17 protein-coding genes, 6 tRNA genes and 1 other RNA gene are annotated in these 23,861 nt (G+C 67.9%); 7 read left to right on the forward strand and 17 right to left on the reverse strand.

Annotated elements, in window-relative coordinates:
* Positions 1-339: 339 nt before the first annotated feature.
* The 6 genes from LLH23_18195 (at position 340) to LLH23_18220 (ending at position 6,730) form a co-directional block, all read left to right on the forward strand.
* Entirely contained in the window at positions 340-990 is a 651-nt protein-coding gene (locus LLH23_18195) for a cyclase family protein (protein MCE5240401.1), read from the forward strand.
* 145 nt (positions 991-1,135) lie between these two features.
* Positions 1,136-2,854, forward strand: a complete 1,719-nt coding sequence (locus LLH23_18200) for an NAD-dependent malic enzyme (protein ID MCE5240402.1) — start codon at positions 1,136-1,138, stop codon at positions 2,852-2,854.
* A gap of 197 nt (positions 2,855-3,051) precedes the next feature.
* Positions 3,052-3,816 (forward strand): S-methyl-5'-thioinosine phosphorylase, encoded by a 765-nt coding sequence (locus tag LLH23_18205; GenBank protein MCE5240403.1) that lies wholly within the window; start codon positions 3,052-3,054, stop codon positions 3,814-3,816.
* 137 nt (positions 3,817-3,953) lie between these two features.
* Complete coding sequence (locus LLH23_18210) at positions 3,954-4,742, forward strand: HAD-IIA family hydrolase (protein MCE5240404.1); 789 nt, start codon at positions 3,954-3,956, stop codon at positions 4,740-4,742.
* A gap of 491 nt (positions 4,743-5,233) precedes the next feature.
* Positions 5,234-5,950: a DUF1559 domain-containing protein gene (locus tag LLH23_18215; protein MCE5240405.1), complete on the forward strand. Its 717-nt coding sequence runs from the start codon at positions 5,234-5,236 to the stop codon at positions 5,948-5,950.
* A gap of 78 nt (positions 5,951-6,028) precedes the next feature.
* On the forward strand, positions 6,029-6,730 hold the full coding sequence (locus LLH23_18220) for a DUF1559 domain-containing protein (GenBank protein MCE5240406.1): 702 nt from the start codon (positions 6,029-6,031) through the stop codon (positions 6,728-6,730).
* Between the two features lie 106 nt (positions 6,731-6,836).
* On the opposite strand, the gene LLH23_18225 is transcribed toward LLH23_18220, so the two are convergent.
* The 17 genes from LLH23_18225 to LLH23_18305 all read right to left on the reverse strand — a co-directional run bounded on the left by LLH23_18225 (position 6,837) and on the right by LLH23_18305 (position 22,652).
* Positions 6,837-7,772 (reverse strand): thiamine pyrophosphate-dependent enzyme, encoded by a 936-nt coding sequence (locus LLH23_18225; protein MCE5240407.1) that lies wholly within the window; start codon positions 7,770-7,772, stop codon positions 6,837-6,839.
* Positions 7,773-7,879: 107 nt separating this feature from the next.
* Positions 7,880-9,058 (reverse strand): pyruvate ferredoxin oxidoreductase, encoded by a 1,179-nt coding sequence (porA, locus tag LLH23_18230; GenBank protein ID MCE5240408.1) that lies wholly within the window; start codon positions 9,056-9,058, stop codon positions 7,880-7,882.
* A 102-nt stretch (positions 9,059-9,160) separates the two neighbouring features.
* On the reverse strand, positions 9,161-9,475 hold the full coding sequence (locus LLH23_18235; protein ID MCE5240409.1) for a ferredoxin: 315 nt from the start codon (positions 9,473-9,475) through the stop codon (positions 9,161-9,163).
* Positions 9,472-10,044, reverse strand: coding sequence for a 2-oxoacid:acceptor oxidoreductase family protein (locus tag LLH23_18240; protein ID MCE5240410.1), 573 nt, complete (start codon positions 10,042-10,044; stop codon positions 9,472-9,474). Before LLH23_18240 ends, LLH23_18235 begins: the two co-directional genes overlap by 4 nt.
* A 348-nt stretch (positions 10,045-10,392) precedes the next feature.
* Positions 10,393-12,738 (reverse strand): FAD-dependent oxidoreductase, encoded by a 2,346-nt coding sequence (locus LLH23_18245; protein ID MCE5240411.1) that lies wholly within the window; start codon positions 12,736-12,738, stop codon positions 10,393-10,395.
* A gap of 278 nt (positions 12,739-13,016) precedes the next feature.
* Positions 13,017-13,616 (reverse strand): recombination mediator RecR, encoded by a 600-nt coding sequence (gene recR, locus LLH23_18250; protein MCE5240412.1) that lies wholly within the window; start codon positions 13,614-13,616, stop codon positions 13,017-13,019.
* Positions 13,617-13,745: 129 nt separating this feature from the next.
* On the reverse strand, positions 13,746-14,075 hold the full coding sequence (locus LLH23_18255; protein ID MCE5240413.1) for a YbaB/EbfC family nucleoid-associated protein: 330 nt from the start codon (positions 14,073-14,075) through the stop codon (positions 13,746-13,748).
* A 34-nt stretch (positions 14,076-14,109) separates the two neighbouring features.
* A complete protein-coding gene (gene dnaX, locus LLH23_18260; protein ID MCE5240414.1) occupies positions 14,110-16,011 on the reverse strand; it encodes a DNA polymerase III subunit gamma/tau in 1,902 nt (633 codons plus the stop codon).
* A gap of 121 nt (positions 16,012-16,132) precedes the next feature.
* An RNA gene (gene ffs / locus LLH23_18265) (signal recognition particle sRNA large type) lies at positions 16,133-16,399 on the reverse strand.
* A 56-nt stretch (positions 16,400-16,455) separates the two neighbouring features.
* Positions 16,456-16,830 (reverse strand): four helix bundle protein, encoded by a 375-nt coding sequence (locus tag LLH23_18270; protein ID MCE5240415.1) that lies wholly within the window; start codon positions 16,828-16,830, stop codon positions 16,456-16,458.
* 68 nt (positions 16,831-16,898) lie between these two features.
* Positions 16,899-16,988 (reverse strand) — tRNA-Ser (locus LLH23_18275).
* Between the two features lie 104 nt (positions 16,989-17,092).
* Positions 17,093-17,185, reverse strand: a tRNA-Ser gene (locus LLH23_18280).
* Positions 17,186-17,291: 106 nt separating this feature from the next.
* A tRNA-Arg gene (locus LLH23_18285) sits at positions 17,292-17,368 on the reverse strand.
* Between the two features lie 133 nt (positions 17,369-17,501).
* A tRNA-Arg gene (locus LLH23_18290) sits at positions 17,502-17,577 on the reverse strand.
* 109 nt (positions 17,578-17,686) lie between these two features.
* Positions 17,687-17,762: transfer RNA gene (locus LLH23_18295), tRNA-Arg, on the reverse strand.
* Positions 17,763-17,834: 72 nt separating this feature from the next.
* Positions 17,835-17,927, reverse strand: a tRNA-Ser gene (locus LLH23_18300).
* 75 nt (positions 17,928-18,002) lie between these two features.
* On the reverse strand, positions 18,003-22,652 hold the full coding sequence (locus LLH23_18305) for a PAS domain S-box protein (protein ID MCE5240416.1): 4,650 nt from the start codon (positions 22,650-22,652) through the stop codon (positions 18,003-18,005).
* A 212-nt stretch (positions 22,653-22,864) separates the two neighbouring features.
* Between LLH23_18305 and LLH23_18310 the strand changes: the two genes are divergently transcribed.
* Entirely contained in the window at positions 22,865-23,821 is a 957-nt protein-coding gene (locus LLH23_18310; GenBank protein MCE5240417.1) for an FAD-dependent oxidoreductase, read from the forward strand.
* Positions 23,822-23,861 lie beyond the last annotated feature (40 nt).

The raw sequence follows: 23,861 nt of genomic DNA on the forward strand, positions 1-23,861 counted from the left end.
GCCGCGGTGTGCCGCCCCACCACCATGCCACAGGAGATCGCAGTCTCCTGACGCCCGAGACGGTGTGGAACCGCCTCGCCGACGTCATTGAGCACGAGGCGGCTGTCGAGCGCGAACTCATCACAGCAGAAGCCATATTCGGCGACCTCGGCACCTGAGAGGCCGCTCCCATGCCATCGAGGACGGTCCTGGCCATCGGCACCCGCCAGCCCGGAGATGGACCAGGCCTGCGCCAGGAGCCGCCTGCGCGGCGCCGAGTGCGGCGTGATGTACGCCGAGGCCTTCGTGGCCGTGCAGAAGTGGACGCAGGAGATACTGTAGTCGCCAGGGAGTGCAACCATGCGCATCATTGACCTGACCGGACCGATGTACCACGGCATGTGGACCTATGGCCCGCCCTATCCCCGCGTCGTTGTCGAGGAGATTCCCCAGCCCGAGTTCATCGAGTACCCCACGTACTCGTGGCGCTTCGAGCTGGGCGCGCAGACCGGGACGTACCTGGAGACCTCGCTGCACATGTACCGCGAGGGCCCACGCCTCGTGGACATCCCCGTCGAGTCGCTCTTCATGATCCCCACGGCGGTCATCAAGGTGGACGTGAAGCCGCTCACTCCGATCACCGTGGCGCAGCTTGAGGCCGCCGCGCCGGAGATCAATGAGGGCGAGACGATCCTCGTGGCCACCGGCTGGTCGGATGACCACTGGCACCACTCGGACATGGTCAGCGCCTGCCCACACTTCGAGGGCCCGGCGATGCACTGGATCCTGGACCACAAGCCCTCCATGATGGCCGGGGACATGCCCCGGTTTGATAGCTGGGACGATCCGCAGCACTTCTTCCAGCGCTTCTTTCAGATGGGCACGCTGCTGCTGGCGCCGCTGTTCGGCGTCCGGCAGATCACGGCCGCGCGCGGCAAGCTCGTGGCGCTGCCCATGAAGCTAGACGAGACGTGCGCGGCGCCGTGTCGGGTGCTGTTCATCGAGGAGTAGCCGTAGGAGCGCCAGCTTCCAGCTGGCAAGCCTCTGCCGTAGGAGCGCCAGCTTCCGGCTGGCAAGCCTTCGTCGCCGCCGTACGTGCCGGCTGGAAGCCGGCGCTCCTACGGCCACCACACCGCCCTATGGAGGTGTCTACCACATGCCCCCCAATCACGCCGACGACTGCGCCATGTGCGGCAGCCCCGATCGCCCGCTGCCCACGACGCTGCGCGGCTGGCAGTTGCTCACCAACCCGCGCCTGAACAAGGGGGCCGCCTTCAGCCCCAGGGAGCGCGACGACCTCGGCATCGAGGGGCTGCTGCCACCGCATGTGGCCACCCTCGAGGAGCAACTGGACCGCGTGTACCAGAGCTTCCTCGAGTTTGAGGAGCCACTGGATCGCTACATCTACCTGCGCGCCCTGCAGGACCGCAACGAGACGCTCTTCCATGCGGCGCTGCTGGCCCACCTCGAGGAGTTCATGCCGATCATCTACACCCCGACGGTGGCTGAGGCCGTGCAGCAGTTCTCCCACATCTTCCGCGCCACCCGGGGCATCTACATCAGCCCCGACAACATTGATGAGATGGACGCGATCCTGACCAACGCCCCGTGCGACGATGTCGCCATCATCGTCGCCACCGACAACGAGGGCATTCTGGGCATCGGCGACCAGGGCGTCGGGGGCATGGGCATTCCCATCGGCAAGCTGGCCCTGTACACGGCCGCCGGCGGCATCTGCCCGGCGCGCTGTCTGCCGGTGTGCCTCGATGTGGGCACCGACAACCAGGCGCTGATTGACGACCCGCTCTACCTGGGCTACAGCGCCCCGCGCCTGCCCGACGAGGAGTACTACCCGTTCCTGGACAAGTTCGTCGCGGCCGTCAAGCGGCACTTCCCCGCGGCGATCCTGCAGTGGGAGGACTTCAGTCGCGACCGCGCCTTCGAGGTCCTGCGCCGCTACGTGGACGAGCTGCCGTCCTTCAATGATGACATCCAGGGCACCGCGGCGATGGTCCATGCCGCGACGCTCGGGGCCATGAAGCTGATCGGGCAGGCGGTGCGGGACCAGGTCTTCGTGATCCTCGGAGCCGGAGCGGCCGGCACGGGCATCGCCCGCAAGACCGCCGCCCTGCTCATGAGCGAGGGCCTCGACGAGGACACCGCGTGGAGCCGCATCTACGTGCTCGACAGCAAGGGCCTGGTGCTCAAGAACCGCCCCGGCCTCGATGAGTACAAGGTGCCGCTCGCCTGCGACCCCGAAGAGGTTACGACCTGGCAGCTCGAAGGCGACCGCATCGGCCTGTATGACGTCATCGTCAATGCCCGGCCAACGGTGCTCTACGGGCTGTCCGGCCACCGCGGAACCATCACGGAGCGCGACGTGCGGGCCATGGCCGCGCGATGCGACCGTCCCGTCATCTTCCCCATGTCCAACCCGACGGCCAATGCCGAGGCTGTGCCGTCCGATCTGTTGGCCTGGAGCGACGGCCGCGCCGTCATCGCCACCGGCAGTCCCTTCGCGCCGGTGGAGATGGGCGGGCAGACCTACCGCTTCTCACAGGCCAACAACGTCGCCGTCTTCCCCGGCGTGGGTCTTGGCGCGCTGTTCGCTCAGGCCGGGCTCGTGACCGCCGAGATGCTCTTCGCGGCCGGCGAGGCGCTCCATGCCATCACCGAGCCGTACGATTACGCCGAGGGGCTCATCCTGCCCCCGAACCGTGACCTGCGCGAGATGTCGGCGCACGTCGCGGCGGCGGTCGCCACCAAGGCCTGGGAGCAGGGCGTGGCCCGCGCGCCGCAGCCCGAGGGCGACCTCAAGGAGTTGCTGCGCGAGGCGATGTATGTCCCGCGCTACCGGCCGCTCGTGGCCCAATGAGCGTCCGGCCGGCCACCGGGTGGCGAGGTGAAGCTGAGCTGGGGTGGATGTCGAGGATGAAGGCACGGATGGCGAGGATGACGGCACGGACGCCCCTGTGCTGACCAACACCCCGTTCATCCTCCGCATCCTTGCCGTTATCCTCTCCATCCTCTCCACATCAGCGCCATCGCGCCACTATCCATCGGGAGAACCACATGACCATCGGTCTCATCACCGGCTCGGGGCTCGAGGACTTCGGCCTGGACTCATGCGACACCGTCAGCGCCGGAACTGACTATGGGCGCGTCGAGCTCCAGCGCGGCAGCGCGGGCGAGCGCGAGATCGTGTTACTGCGCCGTCACGGCGCGGCCCACGACATCCCGCCCCACCGGATCAACTACCGCGCCAACCTCCGCGCGCTGCGCGAGGTCGGCTGTCGCCTGATTGTCGCCACCAACGCGGTCGGCTCCCTGCGCGCCACCATGGAGCCGGGGGACCTCGTGCTGCCCGACCAGTTCCTCGACATGACGAAGCTGCGCCCGACGACGTTCTTCGACGGTGAGGACGGCGAGGTCCGCCATGTGGATGTGACCCACCCGTACTGCGAGCGCCTCCGGGCTCAGATACTCCCGATCCTGGAGCGCCACGACCTGCCTGGTCACCCCGCGGGAACGTACATCTGCACCGAGGGCCCACGCTTTGAGACCCCGGCCGAGATCCGCGCGTATGCCCAGTGGGGCGCCGACGTCGTCGGCATGACGGGCGTGCCCGAGGTCGTGCTGGCGCGGGAGCTGGGCATGTGCTATGTCACCGTCTGCCTCGTGACCAACTACGGGGCGGGCATCGGCTCCGGGCCGATCACTTCGGAGGAGATAGCCGACATCGCCGCCCGCCGGCGGACGGCCCTGGACAGCGCCCTGCGCGAGATAGCCCTGACGCTTCAGGACGACGACCACTGCGCCTGCCACCAGTGGTGGTAGCGCGTGGGCGGGTGTGTCCCCACACCCGCAGGCCGGTGCCATTCCTGATTGCGCGCGTGAGGACACGCGCGCCCACGCGACACAGATAGCCGCCATGCCGCGCTCTGCCCATTCACCACCCATCTACGGAGCCAGCCTTGTCCGCTCTTCCCCACCTCTCAGCCTACCTGTTCGACCTGGACGGCACGGTGTACCTGGGCGAGCGGGCGATCCCCGGCGCGCCCGAGGCCATCGCCCGACTGCGGGCCCGCGGGGCAGGGGTGATGTATGTCACGAACAAGCCCCTGTACCCGCCGGAGGAGTATGCCGCCAAGCTCACGCGGCTGGGCCTGCCGACCGTGCCCGAGGAGGTGATCACCTCGGCGAACGTGCTGGCGGATCATGTGGCGCAGGAGCACGTCGGGGCCTCGGTGCTGGTGATCGGGGAGCAGGCCGTGCGCGACGAGATCGCGCGGGCGGGAGCGCGCCTGGCGGACGACTGGCGCAAGGCGGAGGTCCTGGTGGCCTCGTGGGATCGCGACCTGACATACGCCAAGCTCGACGCGGCGCTGCAGGCGCTCCTGCACGGCGCCACGTACCTGGCGACGAACCCCGATGCGGTCTGCCCGGTGGGGCCGGGGGAGTTCGTGCCGGACTGCGGGGCGCTGCTGGCGGCGCTGCAGGCCATGACGGGTCGCGATCCCGATTTCCTGGCCGGCAAGCCCGGCCCGAGGCTGGCGCTCGGGGCGCTACGACGGCTCGGCGTCGCGCCAGAGGACGCCGCCCTCGTCGGCGACCGCCTCTCTACCGACATCACGTGCGGCAACCGGGCGGGCCTGGTAACGATTGCGGTGCTCACCGGCGAGGCAACGACAGAGGCCATCGCGGCAGCGGAGGGGGACGCGAGGCCGGACTACGTGATCGGGAGCGTGGCGGAACTGGCCTGACGACCACGGCGCCTGGATGGCGAGCGCGGGACAGGCAACATGCCTGTCCCGCGTGCGTTCTGAAGGGCCTCACTCTCGCTGCACCTGGAGCCCTCGCACGAACGACTGACGTACGTCTACGCATGTGCAAACGGGTACACATACGCATTGACTGAGGAACCGGCCTCCTGCTAACCTGCGGCTCGTCTGCTACGCCACAACGAGGTGGGACGATGCGGCGCCATTTGTCGGCCGTGCTGGGTGTCGTTGTGTCGCGCGCAGTTCGTGCCATGCTTCAGCCGTGCGCTGCTCCTCAGGCAGCGCGACCACCCCAACCGTCTCATCTCCCACTGCCTCCCTGACGCGCTGTCGCGGCGCCCTGACTGTCTCTCTCCCGGGGCGTCTCGCGCCAATGTGCTCACCACCCCAACCCGCGCACCGGCCTTGTCGCAGCCGGTATGCCGTCTCCACGCACGCCTACACTTCTGCTGTCAGCAAGAAAGGCCACAGACATGAAAGCCAGAGGTTTCACGTTGATTGAACTGTTGGTGGTGATCGCGATCATCGCGATCCTGGCCGCGATCCTCTTCCCCGTGTTCGCCAAGGCCCGGGAGAAGGCCAGGCAGAGCAACTGCTTGAGCAACGTCAAACAGATCGTCCTCGCGGCGACACAGTACGTTCAGGATTACGACGAGGTCTACCCGTGCAACTACATGAGCGCGGCGTTCGTCAGCGGGGCGCCAGGCGGCAAGGAGTGGTACTACATCAAGTGGTACGACGTCATCCAACCCTACACCAAGAACGTCAACGTGTTCTACTGCCCGTCCTATCGCGGCGCCCAGGACGGCTGGGACGACTCCTACGTGACTCGCTCCGGCGTGTCGCTGGACCGCCTCGGCTACGGCTGGAATGTCGGCTCGTGGACGACGTGGAACGCAGTCGGCGACTGGGGCGGCATGGGTGACCATGTGGCCGCCGGTTCCACGATCTGGACAGTGGTGTCGCTGGCCGACGTTCCCGTGCCGTCCGAGACGGTTCTCGTGGGCGAACTGGCCGACAGCCGCATCACTTTCCTCGCTGAGCCCTACTGGGCATCGGGCGAGTGGGACTACTGCGGCACACCGCACAACCAGGGCGCCAACTTCGGCTTCGTAGATGGTCACGCGAAGTGGCTGAAGACTGCCTCGCTCTCGGGCAAACCCAAGTACTTCACCCGCTGGGAGGACTAGGTGACCAGTTGCCGATCGCGACCCGTTCGCGCGCGTTGCGTCGCAGAGCCGTCACACAGCACACTCGCGAGGTATGAGATGAAGGCTCGAGGCTTCACGCTGATTGAACTGTTGGTGGTGATCGCGATCATCGCGATCCTGGCCGCAATCCTCTTCCCCGTGTTCGCCAAGGCCCGGGAGAAGGCGAGGCAGACAACATGCGCCAGCAACCTCAAGCAGATTGGGGTCGCTCTTCTCAGTTACGCCCAGGACTATGACGAGTGCTGGCCCTTCCACGACCAGCCGGTGCCGCCGAACACCTGGCAGCCCTGGACGCTCCTCATCACCCCCTATGTGAAGAACACGGGTATCTTCGTCTGCCCCAACATGGCCCGGGCCATGGACGGCTGTATCAACATCTCGGGCGACCCCGCCACCGTCTATCCCTACTCGTACGCCCTGAACTACAACTGTACGGTTGGCGCTGCCGGCGGCAACAGCGGGAGAGCCATGGGGGCCTTCGAGTACCCCTCGGAGACGTTGCTCGTGGGCGAGGCTGGCCGCCAGAACGCGAACAACCCGCCGTACGGCGCGACCTGGGGCGACCAGTACGCGATGAACTGGTACTTCTGCGCCGCCTGGTGGCCCCAGATGTACAACTCCCCACACAACCAACTCGCCAACCTCCTGTGCATGGACGGTCATGTCAAGGCCGTGCGGATCAAGTGCTACGCGCAATCACCGACGCACGACAGGAGCTACGGCGAGATCGGTGGCGGCATCTACCACTGGAAGCTGTAAGTTCGCCCCCCTGGCCGTCTTCGGCAAGCAGACGACCCCGCCTCGATCACCGAGGCGGGGTCAGTTGACTGCGTAGGGAGAGCAGGCGGGGCGGCGGATCGGCCAGTTACGCCTCGCCGCACTTCTGCTTGAGCAGCTCCCACTTGGTGTCTACGTACTCCTGCATCTTGGCGCGGACGGCCTCGCCCTCGGCGCCCTTGAACAGATGCTTGAAGCGGCCCTGCTTCTTGAGGTACTCGTCAATGGGCAGCTTCTCCTTGGGCTTGTAGGTGAGCTTCCACACACCGTTCTCGACCTCGTACAGCGGCCAGACGCAGCAGTCGGCGGCGAGCTGCGCGAGGTTGACGCTCTCGGAGGCGTCGGCGATCCAGCCCAGCGGGCAGGGGGTCAGGACGTTGATGAAGGCCGGCCCGCCGCACTCGAAGGCCTTCTCAGCCTTGGCCGTCAGGTCGCGCCAGCGGCCGGAGATGCTCTGGGCCACGTACGGGATGTCATGGGCCGCCATGATCGCGGTCAGGTCCTTCTGGAAAGCCTTCTTGCCCGGGGAGTGCGAGCCGGACGGGCTCGTGGTCGTGTGCGCGCCATAGGGGCTCGCGCTGGACCGTTGCACACCCGTGTTCATGTAGGCCTCGTTGTTGAGGCACACATACAGGAACTGGTGGCCGCGCTCGGCCGCGCCGGAAAGCGCCTGCAGGCCGATGTCGTACGTCCCGCCGTCGCCAGCGAAGGCCACGAAGCGGTAGTCGGCATCGGCCGGGATGTTCCCCTGGGCCTTCTGGGACACGTACATGGCCTCGATGCCCGAGACGGTGGCCGCCGCGTTCTCGAAGGCGATGTGCATCCAGGGCACAGCCCACGCGGTGTAGGGCATGATGGTCGTGGAGACCTCGAAGCAGCCGGTGGCATTGGCCACGACGACGGGCTTGTCGGTCGCCATCAGCACCTGCCGGGCGGCGGTGGGCTCGCCACAGCCGGGGCAGAGGCGGTGGCCGCCGGTCAACCGGGTCGGCACCTGCGCATATTGCTTAAGGTTCTTAGGCATGTTCTGCCTCCAATTCCTTACGTTCTGCTGTGGGAGCGGTCACCGACCGCGATCCCACGTGCCGGTCTGGTCGCGGTCGGTGACCGCTCCCACGCCAGCCGTTGCGGCTACTCCCGCACGCCCAGCCACTGCACCGTCGGGATCTTCTGCCCGCCGACGAGCTTGCCCAGATCGTCATACACGATGCCGATCTGCTCGGGCGGAAGCTCGCGCCCGCCGAGGCCGTAGATGTAGTCGAGCATCGGCACGGCGTACCCGCCGGCCATCAGCGCCGCGGCTACTTCGGGGAAGAGCGGGCCCGTGCCGCCGCCATAGCTGGCGGCGCGATCCATCACGGCCACGGCCTTGCAGCCCTTGAGGGCCTCAGCGATCTCCTCGATCGGGAACGGGCGGAAGCAGCGCAGCTTCAGCAGCCCGGCCTTCACGCCCTGGGCCCGCAGGTTCGCCACGACGTCCTTGCATGTCCCGGCCGCCGACCCTAGCGCCACGATGGCTATCTCGGCATCGTCCATGTCGACCAGTTCCATCAGGCCGTACTCGCGGCCGAACATCTCGCCGAAGCGCTTGCCTTCCTCGATGACAGCCTGCTTGGCTGCCGGGTAGGCTTCCCACTGGCTCCGCTTGTGCTCCATGTAGAAGTCCTGCAGGTCCAGCGGGCCGATGGTGTAGGGGTCGTTGATGTCGAGCAGGGGCTTGACCGGCTTGTAGGGCCCGACGAAGGCCTGAACGGCTTCGTCGTCCTCGACCTCGACCAGCTCGTAGCTGTGGCTGACCAGGAAGCCGTCGAGGCAGTTCATCACGGGCAGGCGCACGTCGAGGCGCTCGCCGATGGCGGTGCACTGGATCAGGTTGTCATAGGCTTCCTGGCAGTTCTCGCCATAGATCTGCACCCAGCCGGCGTCGCGGGCGCCCATGCCATCGGAGTGATCGCAGTGGATGTTGATGTTCCCCGACAGCGCGCGGTTGACGAGGGTGAGAATGACGGGCTGGCGGAGCGACGAGGCGATGTACAGGATCTCCCACATCAGCGCGAGACCATTGGCGCTGGTGGCGTTCATGACGCGCCCGCCGGCGGCCGCGGCCGCGACGCAGGCGGTCATAGCCGAGTGTTCGCTCTCCACGGCCACGAAGTTCGTCTTGACTTGCCCGTCGGCGACGAACCTCGCGAACGTCTGGACGACTTCGGTAGACGGCGTGATGGGGTACGCCGCCACGACATCGGGGTTGATCTGCCGCATGGCTTCGGCGACGGCCATGTTGCCCTCAAGCGGCATCACTTTGCCCATGGAATCTCCTCCTTAGCGTATCGCGTGGGGCCGCGTGTCCTCACGCGGCCAGGCTCTGCATCGCGCCCTGCGCGCGTGAGGACACGCGCGCCCACGCGCTGACTACTGTGCCCCCTGGGCTTCCACTTCCGAGATCATCTTGATGCAGCTCTTGGGGCAGACCTTGGCGCAGATGCCGCAGCCCTTGCAGTGCTGCAACACAATGCCGCCGCCCTTGACCTTGCCGTCTACCATCTCGATGGCATTGTCGGGGCAGTACGCCCAGCAGAAGAAGCAGTCAATGCAGCACTCGTTGTCCTTGACGGGGCGCTCGTTGCGCCAGCCGCCCACGTCATACTCCGCGGCGTTCCCGGCCTGGGGAATGACGCCGCCCTTCTCCATCTCGTGCCACTTGGTGTCGGGGAGATAGTGACTCATCCTACCTGGACCTCCTCGTAAGCCCGCTCAATGGCCTTCATGTTGCCCTCGATGACCGCCGGGGCGAGCTTCTCGCCCAGTTGCTTGCGGGCGCCGGCCTTGGCCCCGTCCAGGGTGACGATGTCCGTCAGCTTGGCCAGGGCGCCGAGCATCGGCGTGTTGGGGATCGCGCGACCGATGGTCTCCTGGGAGATGCCGGTGGCGTCCACCGTGGCGACCTTGACCTTCTGGTTCTTGAGTTGGCCGCGTACCTCGTCGGGGGCGAGGTTGGTGTTGATGATGACCAGGGCGTCATCGGGGGCGCCGGCGGTCACGTCTTCGCTGCCCAGCAGCGTAGCGTCGAGCACGACGACGACCGCCGGATTCTTGACGCCGGAGCGCAGGCGGATCGGCGCATCGCTGATGCGCACGTAGGACCGCATGGGGGCCCCGCGACGCTCGGCGCCGTAGTCGGGGAAGGCCTGGATGTTCCAGCCCGCCTCGGCGGAGGCGATGGCCAGAATGTAGCCGGCGGTCTTGGCGCCCTGTCCACCCCTTCCGTGCCAGCGTACCTCGGTCAGCTTGGCCATGTGACACTTCCTCCTCGGACGCGCTCGTGCGCGAGCGCAGGTGTTCGCAGACGTGCAACACCTCAGGCCGGGGCCTGAGGCGGCGAGGTTGGTGCGAAGGCTTGCGCAGCATGGGCCCACAGGGGGTAGTGCAGTCGCGTGCGCGGGGCCTGCATCGGACGCCATCGCGCCGAACGGTGCCAGTCTACCACTGGGCGGCTGGGAACGCAACAGGCAAAGGGCGGAAAATCGGGGACAAGTTGCGCCCCACCTGGTTCGCCCGAGCCTCCTCCGGTATTCGGAGCGTCAGCCACGCGCCGCTCAGACAGACTCCCCCAGAGCCCTCCCCCGTCGGGGAGGGCTCTTTCGCTACTCGACCCGCACCTCGGCCACTCGCGCTCCCATGCTCCGGTCGTGCGCGGCCAACACCACCAGCCGCACGGCCGTGACTGTCCGCGCGGCGAACTCATGCACGCGGAAGCGGTGGTAGTTGTCACTGACCGACACCAACTCCTGCCAGCCCTCCCCCGCCTCGACCTCCACTCGGTAGTCCTTCACCATCGGCCCGAAGGCCCGCGTGCCGTTGTTGAAGGGCATGTCGGTATACAGCCGGCCGATGCCGTCAAAGGTCAGGGCGATCCGCGCGATCGTCTGTGGCTCCTCCCAGCGCAACTCCAGCCACTGGGGCAGCGCCTCGCCGGGCTGTGATAGCCACATGTTCACCGGCGCTCGGCCGAACCGCCGTGACACGCCGTTGACGACGTGGGCGGCCTCTCCGAGCGGCACGAGCCCGTCCGGGACGATCATCAGGCGGCCCTCGGCCAGTTCCAGCCCCTCGGCGACCGGCCGCACCATTTGCGCCACGTCGCAGTATGCCGTGTCCTGCACCACCTGCAGGCCCTCCCCCGCCAGCAGCACCGCCACGCCCTGGTGGCGGTGCTCACGCGACCGCGCCGGCAGTGCAATCTCCTCGGGCAGCGTGACCTCAAGCCAGCCCGTGTGCCCTGCGGGCACCTCTGCGGATGCCTCGGCCAGCGGTCGCAGCACCGTGACGTGCTTGTCGGCCTCGAACAGGTGCTGGAAGAACTCCGCCTCCGCGTCGGCGGGGCGGGGCCGCAGCCGCGGCTCGGCATCCGTGGCGTGTGCCACCGTCAGGCGCAGCGTCCGCGGCTTCCCCGTCTCATTCAGCACGAACGCCCGCACGCTCCGCAGCCGTGTGGGCCAGTCGTACAGGACATTCCCGGCGGGTGTCTCCAGGCTCACGAGCGCCTGGTGCTCGAACCCATGGTAGGTCCACTCGCTGCTGGCCGTGACCGTGGCCCGCCGAGCCAGGTCGCGCGGGTCGTCGGCTGGCAGGTCAATGACCGAGCCATCCTGCCGCAGCGTTTCCTGCTGCAGCTCGGCGAGGTGCCTCTCCCCCACTTCCCGGGCAGTGCAGCCGTGCTGCTTCGCCAGCGCGAGCGCGATCGCCGTGCCCTGGGCCAGGAGCCCGCCCGTCTTGATGATGCGGGTGGAGCCGTGGGCCATGTGGGTGCTGCTGATCAGGCGCCCGCCCAGGTACAGGTTCTCGAAGTCGCGGCTATAGGTCATCCGGTAGCAGGTGTCGTACAGCGGCGGCGAGGAGTACATGAAGATGCGGCTCACGCCGTCTTCGCCCTGCTCGTGCTGGTCAATCGTGAAGCCGCCGTAGCCGAGGCGGTCGGGCAGCGTGGCGGGGGCCTCCAGTTCGGTCTGCGACAGCATGTGGTCCCCGACGAACCGCCGCGTCTCACGCTTCCCCGCGATGGGACTGACCCAGATCAGCTCCCAGGCGGCGTTCTTCGGGTCCTCCTTGAGCCTCGCCCAGTAGTGATAGAACTGCTTGAGGAGGCGCTCGTGGATCTCGTGCTCGGCGGCCAGGGGGTCCAGCAGCGTGCCGCCGGTCTCGGTGGGCCACAGCATCCGCACCTGGTCCTGCTCGCCCAGCCATCCCCCCGCTTCCGTGTTCAGCGCCACCTCGAAGACGCTGGCCGGCGGCAGGAAGGGCACGGGCCCCTCGGCGCGTCGGACGAAGGCGGTGATGCTCACGCCGGCAACGCGGCCGTCGGCCACGTCCGGAGCACTGCGCTCGCCGAACTCCTCGCGGCTCTCGCGCCCCATCCGGAATGACGCCCCTGCCGAGAATGCCGCCTGCCCATCCCCGGAGGCGTCCAGCAGGGCGTGGCTGATCTCAAAGCGCACGGTCTGCCCCAGGGCGAGGTCGTCGGCGATAACTGCCGTCACGCGCCGACATGCTGAGCCGGCGGGTGGCGCGTCGTGTGCGCCGGGCCCCGCCGACGGCGCCTCCTCGACAAGCGTCTCCCGCGCCAGGTGACGCTTGAGCACCCGCACCCCGGCCTCCTCCAGCTTCTCCTGCCAGATCCCCTCGGCCAGCCGGCAGATGTTGTAGTGGTGCCCCGGGGTGCGGTGCTTGCCGCCCCGCCAGGCGATCTCCTCCTCCAACTCCATCACGATCCCGGTCTCTGCGGCGTACTCATGGTAGATGTGCGCTCCGCCCCAGTGGATGCCCAGCAGCGGCCCGGAGTTGCCCCCCAGCACGCTCTCCTTCTCGATCAGGATCGTGTCCACGCCCAGGCGGGCAGCCTGCAGCGCCGCCGTCATCCCCGCCACGCCCGAGCCGACGACGAGTAGCTCGCAGGAGTACGTGCGGTCAATGCTGCGCGTGATGGTGTCCATGGCGGGGCAGTTCGCGCCGCCCAGCCGGAATCCTGCGGCACGTGTCGCGTGGGCGCATGTCGCGTGGGCGCGCGTGTCCTCACGCGCGCAGGCCCTCCGCACAGACTGCGGGTGTGAGGACACATCCGCCCACGCGGCACGTTTGCCTACGTGCGCCAGGTGGACCGGGTCGAGCTACAGCGGCGGCTGATCGCATCGGGGTGCTACCTGGGGGAACGCGAACGGACCATTCCGGGAGTGACGGACTGAGGAGCCGGGCGTGGCCGGCGTCGGGGGTGCTACATCTCCCGCCGGCCCTGCAACGCCCGGATGAGCGTCACCTGGTCGGCGTAGTCCAGCTCGGCCCCGACCGGCAGGCCCAAGGCCGGGCGGGTCAGGTGTGTGTGCCCTGCGGCGGCCAGCACCTGCCGCAGGTACTCCGCCGTCGCATCCCCCTCGACCGACGGCGGCGTCGCGATGATGATCTCCTCCACCGGCAGGCGCTCCAGGCGCCCCATGAGCTGCGGAATCGTCAGATCATCCGGCCCTACCCCGTGCAGCGGCGACAGCAGCCCCCCCAGTACGTGGTACAGCCCCCGATAGTCGTTCGCGCGCTCGAGGGCCATCAGGTCCGCGGCTTCGGCGACCAGGCACAGCACACTGCGGTCGCGCGATGGGTCGGCGCACACCGGACACAGGTCCGCTTCGCTGTAGTTGAAGCACTCCTCGCAGCGCCGCACCGTCTGTGGCAGGGCCGCGATGGACTCCCCCAGGGCCTGCACCTCCGCCGGGTTGCGCCGCAGCAAGTGGAAGGCCAGCCGCTGCGCGCTCTTGGGTCCGATACCGGGCAGGCGGGAGAGTTCGTCTATGACGTGTTGCAGGGGACGTGCGTAGCGCATGGTGTGAAGCTCAAAGGGTCGCGGTCGCTGACCGCTCGTACGGCATAGCCCCGGGGGGAATGCCTGTGGGAGCGGTCACCGACCGCGACCAGTCTCAGCCTCCCGCTTCCCGGTTCCCGCCGTTCGCCGTCAAAACATATCCGGCAACTCGACGCCCATGGCCCCCAGGGGTGTGGCGGCCATGATCTTCTCGCGCTTGAGGGCGGCGGCCCGGGCGGCGCAGTCGCGCACCGCCGCGGCCACGAGGTCCTCCAGCAGCTCCACGTCGTCGCTGTTGACGACACTGGGGTCAATCTTCAGCTCGGTAAGCTGCCCCAGCCCGGTCATCTTGCACCGGACCACTCCACCACCGACGCTGGACTCGACCTCGCTCACTTCGAGTTCCTGCATGGCCTTCGCCACGTTTTCCTGAATGGCGCCGACCTGTGACTCGATCAACTTCTGAAAGGGGTTTAGCATCTGCTGCACGCGCGGCTCAGGGCCGCATCTCCATCTAGGCGTGATTCTGCTCGGGCGGCAGGACTTCTTGACTACCCGGGAACAGGCTCAGGGTCTGGGCCACCGCGTCGTCCGTCGTGCCAGGCGCAGCGGGCTCCTCCGGCGGCCGCGACTGCACCGCGGGCTCCTCCGCAGGCGGCGGGGCCGGGGTCGGCGTCGGCGCGACCGGGGGCGCCATCTGCGGCGCCGGGCTCGGCGGCGTCACGACCGGAGCGGGCGCTGGGGCTGGCGTTGCCACGACCGGGGGCGGCATCGCGATCGGGGTGCCAGGCCCAGGCGCAGCGGCGGCAGACGGCGAAGCTGACTCACTGCCCGTCGGCGGTGGCACATTGTCCGTGTCACACACCCGCGTCTGCAGCAGGAAGCGCCGCCCGAAGACGCCCTGCAGCACCCCCTGGATCGCCTCAGCGTGGGACTTCACCTGGCCGGCATGGAAGCGGCACTGGGACGGGAAGCTCAACGTCAGGTTGTCCCCCTCCAGTTCCGTCGGCACAGCGTCCAGCAGGAAGGCGCGGACGTTCACCCGCAACTGCTCCAGCACGCTCTCCCAGTGGCTCCAGATGGCCGCACAGCTCAGCGGGCCGTCGAGTGGCATGGGGGCGGGGCGGGCCGGAGGCGTCGGCTCAGGCGCCGGGGCCGTCGTTGCCTGGACCGGTGGCACCCGCGTCGGGACCTGCGGTGTTGGCAGTACGGTCGGCGGCTGTGGTGAGAGCGGCGGCGCCTGCGCAGGCGGTGCGGCCATGGGCGCGGCCTGCGGCGCCGGCTGAGCCGCCGGGGCAGGCCGACTGGCGGGCTTCGGCGCGGGAGCAGCCGGATTGGCCAGCTCCGTCAGCGCCAACTCCAGCAGCAGCGCATGCTGCGACGATTCCTTGAGCTTGACGGCCAGTTCCGCCAGGGCGTGGACACTGGTCAGCAGGCGCTCCTGACCGATGGTCTGGGCGGCCTGGCGCATCCGGGCCTCACCATCGGGACCAAGCTGCAGCCACCCCGCGCCCGTCGCCCCGGCCAGCGCCAGGCGCAACAGGTCGCGGAAGAAGGACGTCAGATCCTCGATGAGCCGGCCGAGGTTCTTGCCCTCGGTGACGAGCCGGTCCACCACGGGGAACACCGCCGCCAGGTCCTGCCGCGCCACGATCTCGGCGATCTGCAGCAGCGTGTCGGCATCGGTGACGCCCAGCACCTGGTTGGCGATCTCCAGCGTGACCCCGCCCTCGCTGAAGGCCACCACTTGCTCGAAGATGCTCTCCGCGTCGCGCATGCCGCCCTCGGCAGCATGGGCGATGGCAGCCAGAGCCTCTTCTTGCACCTGCAGGCCCTCGGCCTCGGCGATCCGGCGCAGCATCTGCATGGTGTCGGGCACCGACACCGGGCGGAAGTCGAACCGCTGGCAGCGCGACAGGATCGTGGGCAGGAGCTTGTAGACTTCGGTGGTCAGCAGAGCGAAGTAGGCGTGCGGCGGCGGCTCCTCGAGCGTCTTGAGCAGCGCGTTGTTCGCCTCGTTGGTGAGCATGTGGCATTCGTCGAGGATGTACAGCTTGTGTCGGCTCTCGGATGGGGCGTACTTGACCGACTCGCGCAGGTCGCGGATGTCGTCAATGCCCCGGTGGCTGGCGGCATCAATCTCGATGATGTCCATCGAGCGGCCTTCGATGATCGAGACGCACTGGTCGCACACGCCACAGGGGTCGGGCGTCGGGCCGTTGACGCAGTTGAGCGCCCGAGCCAGGATGCGGGCCATGGTGGTCTTCCCCGTCCCCCGAGGGCCGGTGAACAGGTAGGCGTGCACCAACCGACCCGACGACAGCGCATTGCGCAGGGTCCGGCTGACGTGCTCCTGTCCCACGACGTCGTCGAAGGTGCGGGGGCGGTACTTGAGGATGAAGGGTTGATAGGACATGGGGATTAGGGATTGGGCGTTAGGGATTAGGGAACGACGACCATTTCGCTGTCCGCGGACGGCCACCTGCCGTCCCCAATGCCCAATGCCTACGCTCCGCCTCCTGTCCCCTGCATTATCGCTGTGCACCCTACCGTTGACCACACCGTCCAGGCGTTACCCGACTGGCTGGCTCAGGCCAGGTTGACCGCGGCACAGACAACTGATCGGCTACCGCTGCTTCCTCTCGGACCTGACGGGGTTCACCAAGGTTGCCTTGCGCGGGACCCGTGCCCTCAACACTGCCCGGCCGGGGCAGGCCCTACACGATGAGGCCGAAGGCGGGGAATTAGCCCCCACTAAGGCGGATTGTGGGTGCAGGGAACCGCCAGTTCCCCGGTTAGCACAGCGATAAGGCAGGAGACAGGGAGCAGGGGTCAGGGATCAGGAACGGCAGCGGCGGCACTACTCATGCTGATCGCTGCAGCGCTCGCGCACCTTGGCTCGGAAGGCGGTCAGGAGTTTGCTGGCTTCGGCCGCCACGCCGGCGACCCCCTCATAGTCCTGTGGCCCCAGGTAGTTCAGGTCCTGGGCCAGCAGCAGGAAGTACCGCGTCTCGGCCAGCGATCCCTGAGCCCGCGCGAGATGATGCAGGAAGACCCTGTCCAGACCGGTGCCATACCCGTCAGCGGTATTCGCCGGCACCGAAGCCGCAGCCCGCCGCAGCTGATCTGTCAGGGCGAACCGCTCCTGGGCGGGGAAGCCAGCACCCACCCGGTAGACCGCGAGCGTGAGTTCATGGGCCTTCTGCCACACCAGCAGGCTCCGAAATGACGCCATGTCTGTGTCCCCCGTGCTTGTCGTGGCTGTTCCTGAGCCCTGAGCCCTGTCCTCTGGTCCCTGTCTCATGGCGGAGAGAGTGGGATTCGAACCCACGGTACCCTTGCGGGTACACGCGCTCTCCAGGCGCGCACCTTCGTCCGCTCGGTCATCTCTCCGCTCACATGTCAAAGGCCACGGCGATATGGCAGCAGGGCCAGGCTGGGGTCGCCGGGACGTAGCCGCAGCCGTCCCTGTCCCCTGTCCCTGTTCCCAGTCGTTCTGGCGGAGAGGGGGGGATTCGAACCCCCGAGTGGGTATGAGCCACTACACGATTTCGAGTCGTGCGCAATCAACCGAACTCTGCCACCTCTCCGCGGTGGCACAACCAACGGCAACGGCGGGGTCGTCAAGGTTCACATGCGCCGGGCTAGGCTACGGCGGATGTCCCGCCTACTCGTCCCTCGCCCAACCATGTCGTCTGGCGCCCCCGGGCCGATTCGAACGGCCGGCCTTCAACTTAGGAGGTTGCTGCTCTATCCTACTGAGCTACGGGGGCGCGCAACCTCGCCGAGCCGGCGAGACGCCGGCACTGGGCGCGGCACTGGCGATACGGCCAAAAAAGTCCGCCCTCCGCTGCGCCCAGGACGGCGAGTCGGCGAAAAGCGGACCTTGTCTGTCAGCCAGATTGCTGGCGTGCCTGGGCCGATTCGAACGGCCGACTTCTAGCTCCGCAGGCTAGCGCTCTATCCACTGAGCTACAGGCACGCTGGGCGCGGTCGCTGACCGCTTCTACGCACATCACGGCCGCGGTGCGGACCGCCGTTGCCGCTGCCATCCCCAGACTCCACTCCCGACACCCAACCCCGGCTATTGCTGGTACGCCCGGGCCGATTCGAACGGCCGACTTCTTGCTCCGGAGGCAAGCGCTCTATCCACTGAGCTACGGGCGCACACCGTTCAGGCGACCTGGGCCCAGGGCCGTTGACGCTCCCTGTGCCCTATCCCCTATTCCCTACCGTTGCTGGCGGAGAGGGCGGGATTCGAACCCGCGACAGAGGTATAAGCCCTGTAATCGCTTAGCAGGCGATCGCCTTCGACCACTCGGCCACCTCTCCGAGGACGGTCAATGATACCATATCGTCCGGGTGAAGGCAAGCATATTCAGCGTGCTCTGCCTCTCCCGCCCAACGTCAGGCCCGGTCGAGCACCTGGCGCACGACCTCCAGCATCCGATGCGGGGTGAACGGCTTCTCCAGGTGCCCCGCCGCGCCGTGGCTCTGCATGTCGCGCTCGCCCTGGGGCACGTAGCCGCTCGCGATCACGACTCTCAGGGCCGGATCGAGCTGGTGCAGGCGCGCCAGGGTCTCCTGGCCCGACATGCCAGGCATCACGAGGTCCAGCAGCACCAGGTCCACCGGCTCCTCACAGGCCGCGCAGATGTCCAGCGCCTTCTGCCCGCTGCGCGCGGTCAACACGCGGTAGCCGTAGTTGCGCAGCACCTGCTCCGCGCCGCTGAGCACCTCCGCCTCGTCGTCCACGATCAGGATCGTCTCCGTGCCGCTACCATGGACAACGACGCGCTCGGCCGGCTGCAGTGCCCTCGCCTCTGCCTCCGGCTCGGCCGGCAGGTAGACCTGGAAGGTGGTGCCCTCGCCGGGTCTGCTCTGCAGGCGCACGCAGCCGCCATGAGTGTCCACGATGCCGTGGACGATGGACAGCCCCAGGCCCGTGCCCTGCCCGACGCCCTTGGTGGTGAAGAACGGCTCGAACACCCGGCTCATCGTCTGGGGGTCCATGCCCACGCCCGTATCAGATACCTTCACCACGACGTGAGGGCCGGGCTGGAGCTTCTGCAACGTGGCGAGGGAGCTGCGCGCCAGCACCACGTTGGACGTGGTGAAAGTCAGCCGCCCGCCCGCGGGCATGGCGTCGCGGGCATTGAGCGCCAGGTTGATGAGCACCTGCTTCAGGCGCCCGGCGTCCGCGTTGACCACCCACAGGTCCGGGGACAGGTCGCAGGCGATCGTGATTTGCCGCGGCACCGTGCGCTCGAGCAGGGCGCGCGCTTCCTCGATCACGTCGTTGAGGTTCAGAGGTCGATACTGGGCCGGAGCACGGCGACTGAAGGTGAGCAACTGGTCGGTCAAGCGCGCGCCGTACTCGGTGCGCTCGATGATGCTCTTGATCTTGTCCGCCTCGGTCGCCGACAGGGCGCGGTCCATCTGCAGCAGCGAGGCGTTCAGCAGGATCGCTTGCAGCACATTGTTGAACTCGTGCGCCACGCCCCCCGCCAGCGTGCCCAGGGCCTCGAGGCGCTGCGAGTGCTCTAACTGGTTGCGCAGTTCCCGCGCCTCGGTCACGTCCACCATGTGGCCGATGATGGCCGGCGCGCCCTCGAAGTCGCCGATCTCCTGGGACCAGACCTGCACCCACCGCGGCGTGCCCTCGCGGGTCACGACTTGCGTCTCCAGCTCGCGGGAGCTGTCGTCAGCCTCGCGGGGGTGCTGCACACGCCAGGGCAACACCTCCTCCCGCCGCTCCGGCATCAGCAGGTCCCGCACGTTCCTGCCGATCAGCGAACCGGCGGGGTAGCCCAGCCGTTCGTGCATCGTGCTGTTGGCAAACACCAGCTTCTCGCGCTGGATGATGAAGGTCTCGACGAGCTGGCTCTCCACGAGCAGTGCGTACTGGCGGTTCAGGCGCTGCAGCTCCTGCTCCGCGTGCTTGCGTTCGGTGATGTCCCGGGCGAAGGTGAAGTGGTAGTCCTCGCCCTTGAACCGGAAATGGTTGATGGTGATCTCCATCGGGATGAGGCGCCCGTCCCTGGTCCGATGCGCCGACTCGATGGTCACCGCTCTGTCCCCGCGCACCCGTTCCCAGTGCGCGGCCCATGCCTCCTGGGGCAGGTGCGGATCCAGGTCGGTGATGCGCAGGGCCATCAGCTCTTCGCCGCTGTACCCGAGGCGGTCACAGGCGACCTGGTTCACGTAGAGGATGCGGCCCTCGCGGTCTATCCAGAACACACCGTCCGCGGCGCGGTCTACCGCGAACTGCGTCATCTCCAGGCGTTCGAGGGCCTGCTGCCGCTGGTCGGCGAGGTCGAGGGCATGCAGGGCGAAGGCGATGTCATCGGCGACCTCACGGAACAGGCCCTGCTCCTCCTCGTTGTCAGCCAGATGCGCGGGCAGCGAGATGCCGAGGAAGCCGTAGCTGACGCCGCCCCATTCCAGACGGATGATCATGCCGGTGCGACCGGCCTGCCATTCCTCGGCCAGACTCTGGCCCCACAGGCACTGCCGCTCCCCCAGGATCACCGGCGCCGGGGGGCCCGCCTGCTGCGTCAAGAGCGCCCAGGCCTGACCGCTGGCGTTCGGCTCGGCGGCCAGCGCCGACCAACCCGCCGGGGCGCCGTAGGCGGCCGCCATCTCCCCCTCATCGCCCACCAGCACGATCACGGCCATGCTATAGCCCCGCGTCTCCACCAGGCAGTCACAGGCCGTCTGCAGCAGCTTGTCGCGGTCGGTCTCGCGCGTGATGAGTTGGTTCACGTTGCGGATGGCCAGGAGCACGGAGTTCAGGTGGGCAACCTGTTCCTCTGCCTGCCGCCGCTCGGTGATGTCGCGCGCCACGGACAGCACCGCCGGCCGCCCCTCAAACTCGAACAGGTGGGCGCTCACCTCCGTCGGGATGATGCCGCCGTCGCGAGTGATGTGATCCTGCTCGAACAGCACGTGCTGGTCGGCGAGTAGGCGGGGCAGTATGTCGTCCAGCCGCTCACTCCCCCCGGGGGCGTCGAGCTGCTCCGGTGTCATGCCCAGGAGTTCGCGGCGACTGTACCCGAACTTCTCCTGGGCGACGTCGTTGGCCTCAAGGAACCGCCCCGCGGTCCCATCGGAAAGCAGCTCATACACGAAGACCGCGTCCTGGCTGCTGTTGAAGAGCAGACGGTAGCGTTTCTCGCTGCGTTTGACGGCCATCTCCGCGGCGCGATGCTCGGTGATGTCCAGGCCGATACCCACGATCTCCGATACCTCGCCGTCTTCACCGCAGATGCGCGTGTTGCGCCAACTGATGAGCCGCTCGCGCCCGTCCTTGGTCATCCACGGGTTCTCATGGGCATTGTGGTCGGACGGGCCGACCAGGTCGCTGAAGACCTCCTGCACCGACACCGCCAGCCGCGGGGGCACCAGCACCTCCCACAGCGGCCGCCCCATGACCTCCTCGGCCGTGTAGCCGGTAACCTCCTGGCAGCGACGGTTGAAGAACGTGACGCGTCCGGCAGTATCCAGGCTGACAATCAGCGCGCCAACCGTGTCGAGCATGCGGTGCGAGCGCTCGTGCTCCGCGACGATGCGCACCTCTGCCTGCTGCCGCTGTTGCTCGGTGGCGATGGCATGGAGGGCGAAGGCGATGTCCCCGGCGACCTCGTCGAACAGCGACTGTTCTTCGGCGCTTCGGGCCATGGCCGTCGGGATGAGGACGCCCAGCATGCCATGGGCTCGGCCTGCGTACTCCAGGCGCGTGGCCATGCAGCTACAGCCCTCGGGCCATGAGCCCCGCCAGCGCCCCAGCGCCTCCGTGGCGGGGTCCAGAACCACCGTCCGAGGCTCCGGTGGCTCGCTGACCGCTTGCCACACGTTCGCGATCAGGGTCCGCTGTTCGTCCGGCGACAGGCCCGCCGGCTCGCCCGCCCCGTGCTCTGCCGTCATCCGCCCCTCGGCGTCCATCAGCGCGATGCCGGCGAAGAGGTAGCCCCGGGTCTCGATGAGGCAGTCACAGGCCTGCTGCAGCAACTGCTCGCGATCGTGCTCGCGGGTGATGAGCTGGTTCACGTTGCGGATCGCGCGGAGCACCGAGTTCAGATGCGCCATCTGCGCCGCGGCCTGCTTCATCCCCGTGACGTTCTTCATCACGGCAAAGCTCCCGGCGTACGCGCCCTGCTCGTCGAACAGCGGTGTCGCGGAGATCAGCACCGACACCTGCTGACCGTCTTTCCGCGTGTACTGCAGCTCGTAATGGTCGTCAGCGCCAGTCAGGCGACGCTGCAGTTGCTCCGCGAGGATCTCCTGGTTCGCCGCATCGCACAGCGTGGTGCTGACACGGCCCAGCACTTCCTCGGGCGCATAGCCGAGCATCTCGCAGAAGGCGCCATTGGCGTAGGTGATGAGTCCCTGTGGGTCCACGACGGTGACGGCGTCGCCCGTTGTCTCAACGAGGGCCTGAAAGCGCGCCTCTGCCTTGCGCTGCTCGGTGAGGTTGCGGTACGACTGGGCGAGGCCGTGCACCGCCCCGCCGGTATCGAGGATCGGCCGACTGTGCACGACGCACAGGGCCTGCCGCCCGTCCGACCGGGTGACGGCCAGCTCACACTCGCCCGTTGACCGGCCAGCGAGGGTCAGGCTCAGGGGGCACTGGTCGGTGCCACAGCGCGCGGTACGCAGTATCTCGCTGCACGGGTGGCCGATGATCTCCGCATAGGGCAGCCCAGCCAGCTCGCACAGCGCCGCGTTGGCCTGCTCCACCACGCCGTCCCGGCTGATCTCCCACATCCCGTCGGGGGCGCGATCGAGGAGTTGCGCGTAGCGAGACCGTGACTCCCGCAGGTCATCCTGCGCCAGGCGACGCTGGCGTAGGACGCGGCCGGTCACCACACCGGACACCATGAACAGCCCCAGCACCAACAGCCGCCCGGGAATGTTGGCGGTGAGGATGCCAAGCCACAGACCCGACTCTGCCGTCGTTAGCTCGGGTGACAGGAGATACCGGAACACCCCGCTGCCGAGCCACGCGAGCACCCCCAGGAACAACGCAAATACAACCGCCTTCGTCTCGGTTTTCATTACTGCCCCTGCTAGTTGCCGGACACGGCGAAAAGTGGACCAATCACCAAATTCAGCCCCAGATTAGCCACAGACTATAGCACCATGGTGCTCGTCATCCGCACAAGAGTTGCTCAAGGCCGCGCCCCCCTCTCGTGGTCCTATTCCACAACACAAAGGCTATCGGCCCCGACAGGCGAACTCTTGACTCGACCAAGAGCCAGGGAGCGACCATGGGAGATCTCAACCACACTGCCGACGTGCTGGTCATCGGTGCCGGACCGGCCGGCTGCACCGCCGCCCTCTATGCGGCCCGGGCCCGCCTGAAGACCGTTATCACCAGCCCGACCGAGTTGGCCGGAATGATGGCGCGTGCCACCCGCGTGGCCAACTTCCCCGGGCAGATCGAGCCGATTCCGGGCCGTGAACTCCTCGCCCGCATCCGGCAGCAGGCCCTGGACGCCGGGGCCGAGGCCGTGCTCGAGTCGGTCACCGCTGTGGACTTCTCCGATCCGGAGGCCCTGGTGGTCTATGGCGGGCACCAGGAGCACCGTGTGGGTGCGGTCATCGTCGCCACCGGGGCCATGGGCCGCGCCGACAAGCTCCCCGGCGAGGAGGAGTTCACGGGCCGGGGCGTGTGCTACTGCGCCGCCTGCGATGGCCCGTTCTTCGCCGGCGAGGACATCCTGGTGGTGGGCGAGGACATGCAGGCTGTCGAGGAGGCGGCCACGCTGTCCCAGATCGCCCGCATGGTGACGCTGGTACTACCGTCGGAGACGGCAGCACAGGATGAGGAGGTCGTGCAGGCCCTGGCCGACCGGGGCAACGTGCTCCTGCGCGCGGGCCTGAAGCTGCTGCGCGTCGTCGGCGAGGACGCAGTGACAGGCGGCGTGTTCCAGGCGTCGGGGGGCGCGACCGAGGAACTGCCTGCCGCCGGCATCTTCCTGTATCTGAAGGGCAATGCCCCGGCCACCGGCTTCCTGTATGGCGCCCTGGCGGCCGACGAGGAAGGCTTCCTGCGCACCGACGAGATGGGACAGACCAGCGTCCCGGGTGTCTTCGCGGCAGGCGATGTCCGCAGCAAACAGGTGCGGCAGATGGTGGTCGCAGCCGCCGAGGGGGCCATCGCCGCCCTGGCCGCCGAACGCCACATCCGCAAGGCCGGCAAGGTGCGCCGCGATAGAGGGTGAGGCGGTGGTTGGGGGTAGAAGACGGTGACGGCCGTAGTGT

This window comes from bacterium, from assembly GCA_021372615.1.
GTDB lineage: Bacteria > Armatimonadota > Zipacnadia > Zipacnadales > UBA11051 > JAJFUB01.

Bases quoted from the DNA above. Each gene is read 5' to 3' on its own strand.
- LLH23_18195 (MCE5240401.1), top strand. From the start codon at position 340: ATGCGCATCATTGACCTGACCGGACCGATGTACCACGGCATGTGGACC.
- LLH23_18200 (MCE5240402.1), top strand. From the start codon at position 1,136: ATGCCCCCCAATCACGCCGACGACTGCGCCATGTGCGGCAGCCCCGAT.
- LLH23_18205 (MCE5240403.1), top strand. From the start codon at position 3,052: ATGACCATCGGTCTCATCACCGGCTCGGGGCTCGAGGACTTCGGCCTG.
- LLH23_18215 (MCE5240405.1), top strand. From the start codon at position 5,234: ATGAAAGCCAGAGGTTTCACGTTGATTGAACTGTTGGTGGTGATCGCG.
- LLH23_18220 (MCE5240406.1), top strand. From the start codon at position 6,029: ATGAAGGCTCGAGGCTTCACGCTGATTGAACTGTTGGTGGTGATCGCG.
- LLH23_18225 (MCE5240407.1), bottom strand. From the start codon at position 7,772: ATGCCTAAGAACCTTAAGCAATATGCGCAGGTGCCGACCCGGTTGACC.
- porA (MCE5240408.1), bottom strand. From the start codon at position 9,058: ATGGGCAAAGTGATGCCGCTTGAGGGCAACATGGCCGTCGCCGAAGCC.
- LLH23_18235 (MCE5240409.1), bottom strand. From the start codon at position 9,475: ATGAGTCACTATCTCCCCGACACCAAGTGGCACGAGATGGAGAAGGGC.
- LLH23_18240 (MCE5240410.1), bottom strand. From the start codon at position 10,044: ATGGCCAAGCTGACCGAGGTACGCTGGCACGGAAGGGGTGGACAGGGC.
- LLH23_18245 (MCE5240411.1), bottom strand. From the start codon at position 12,738: ATGGACACCATCACGCGCAGCATTGACCGCACGTACTCCTGCGAGCTA.
- recR (MCE5240412.1), bottom strand. From the start codon at position 13,616: ATGCGCTACGCACGTCCCCTGCAACACGTCATAGACGAACTCTCCCGC.
- LLH23_18255 (MCE5240413.1), bottom strand. From the start codon at position 14,075: ATGCTAAACCCCTTTCAGAAGTTGATCGAGTCACAGGTCGGCGCCATT.
- dnaX (MCE5240414.1), bottom strand. From the start codon at position 16,011: ATGTCCTATCAACCCTTCATCCTCAAGTACCGCCCCCGCACCTTCGAC.
- LLH23_18270 (MCE5240415.1), bottom strand. From the start codon at position 16,830: ATGGCGTCATTTCGGAGCCTGCTGGTGTGGCAGAAGGCCCATGAACTC.
- LLH23_18305 (MCE5240416.1), bottom strand. From the start codon at position 22,652: ATGAAAACCGAGACGAAGGCGGTTGTATTTGCGTTGTTCCTGGGGGTG.
- LLH23_18310 (MCE5240417.1), top strand. From the start codon at position 22,865: ATGGGAGATCTCAACCACACTGCCGACGTGCTGGTCATCGGTGCCGGA.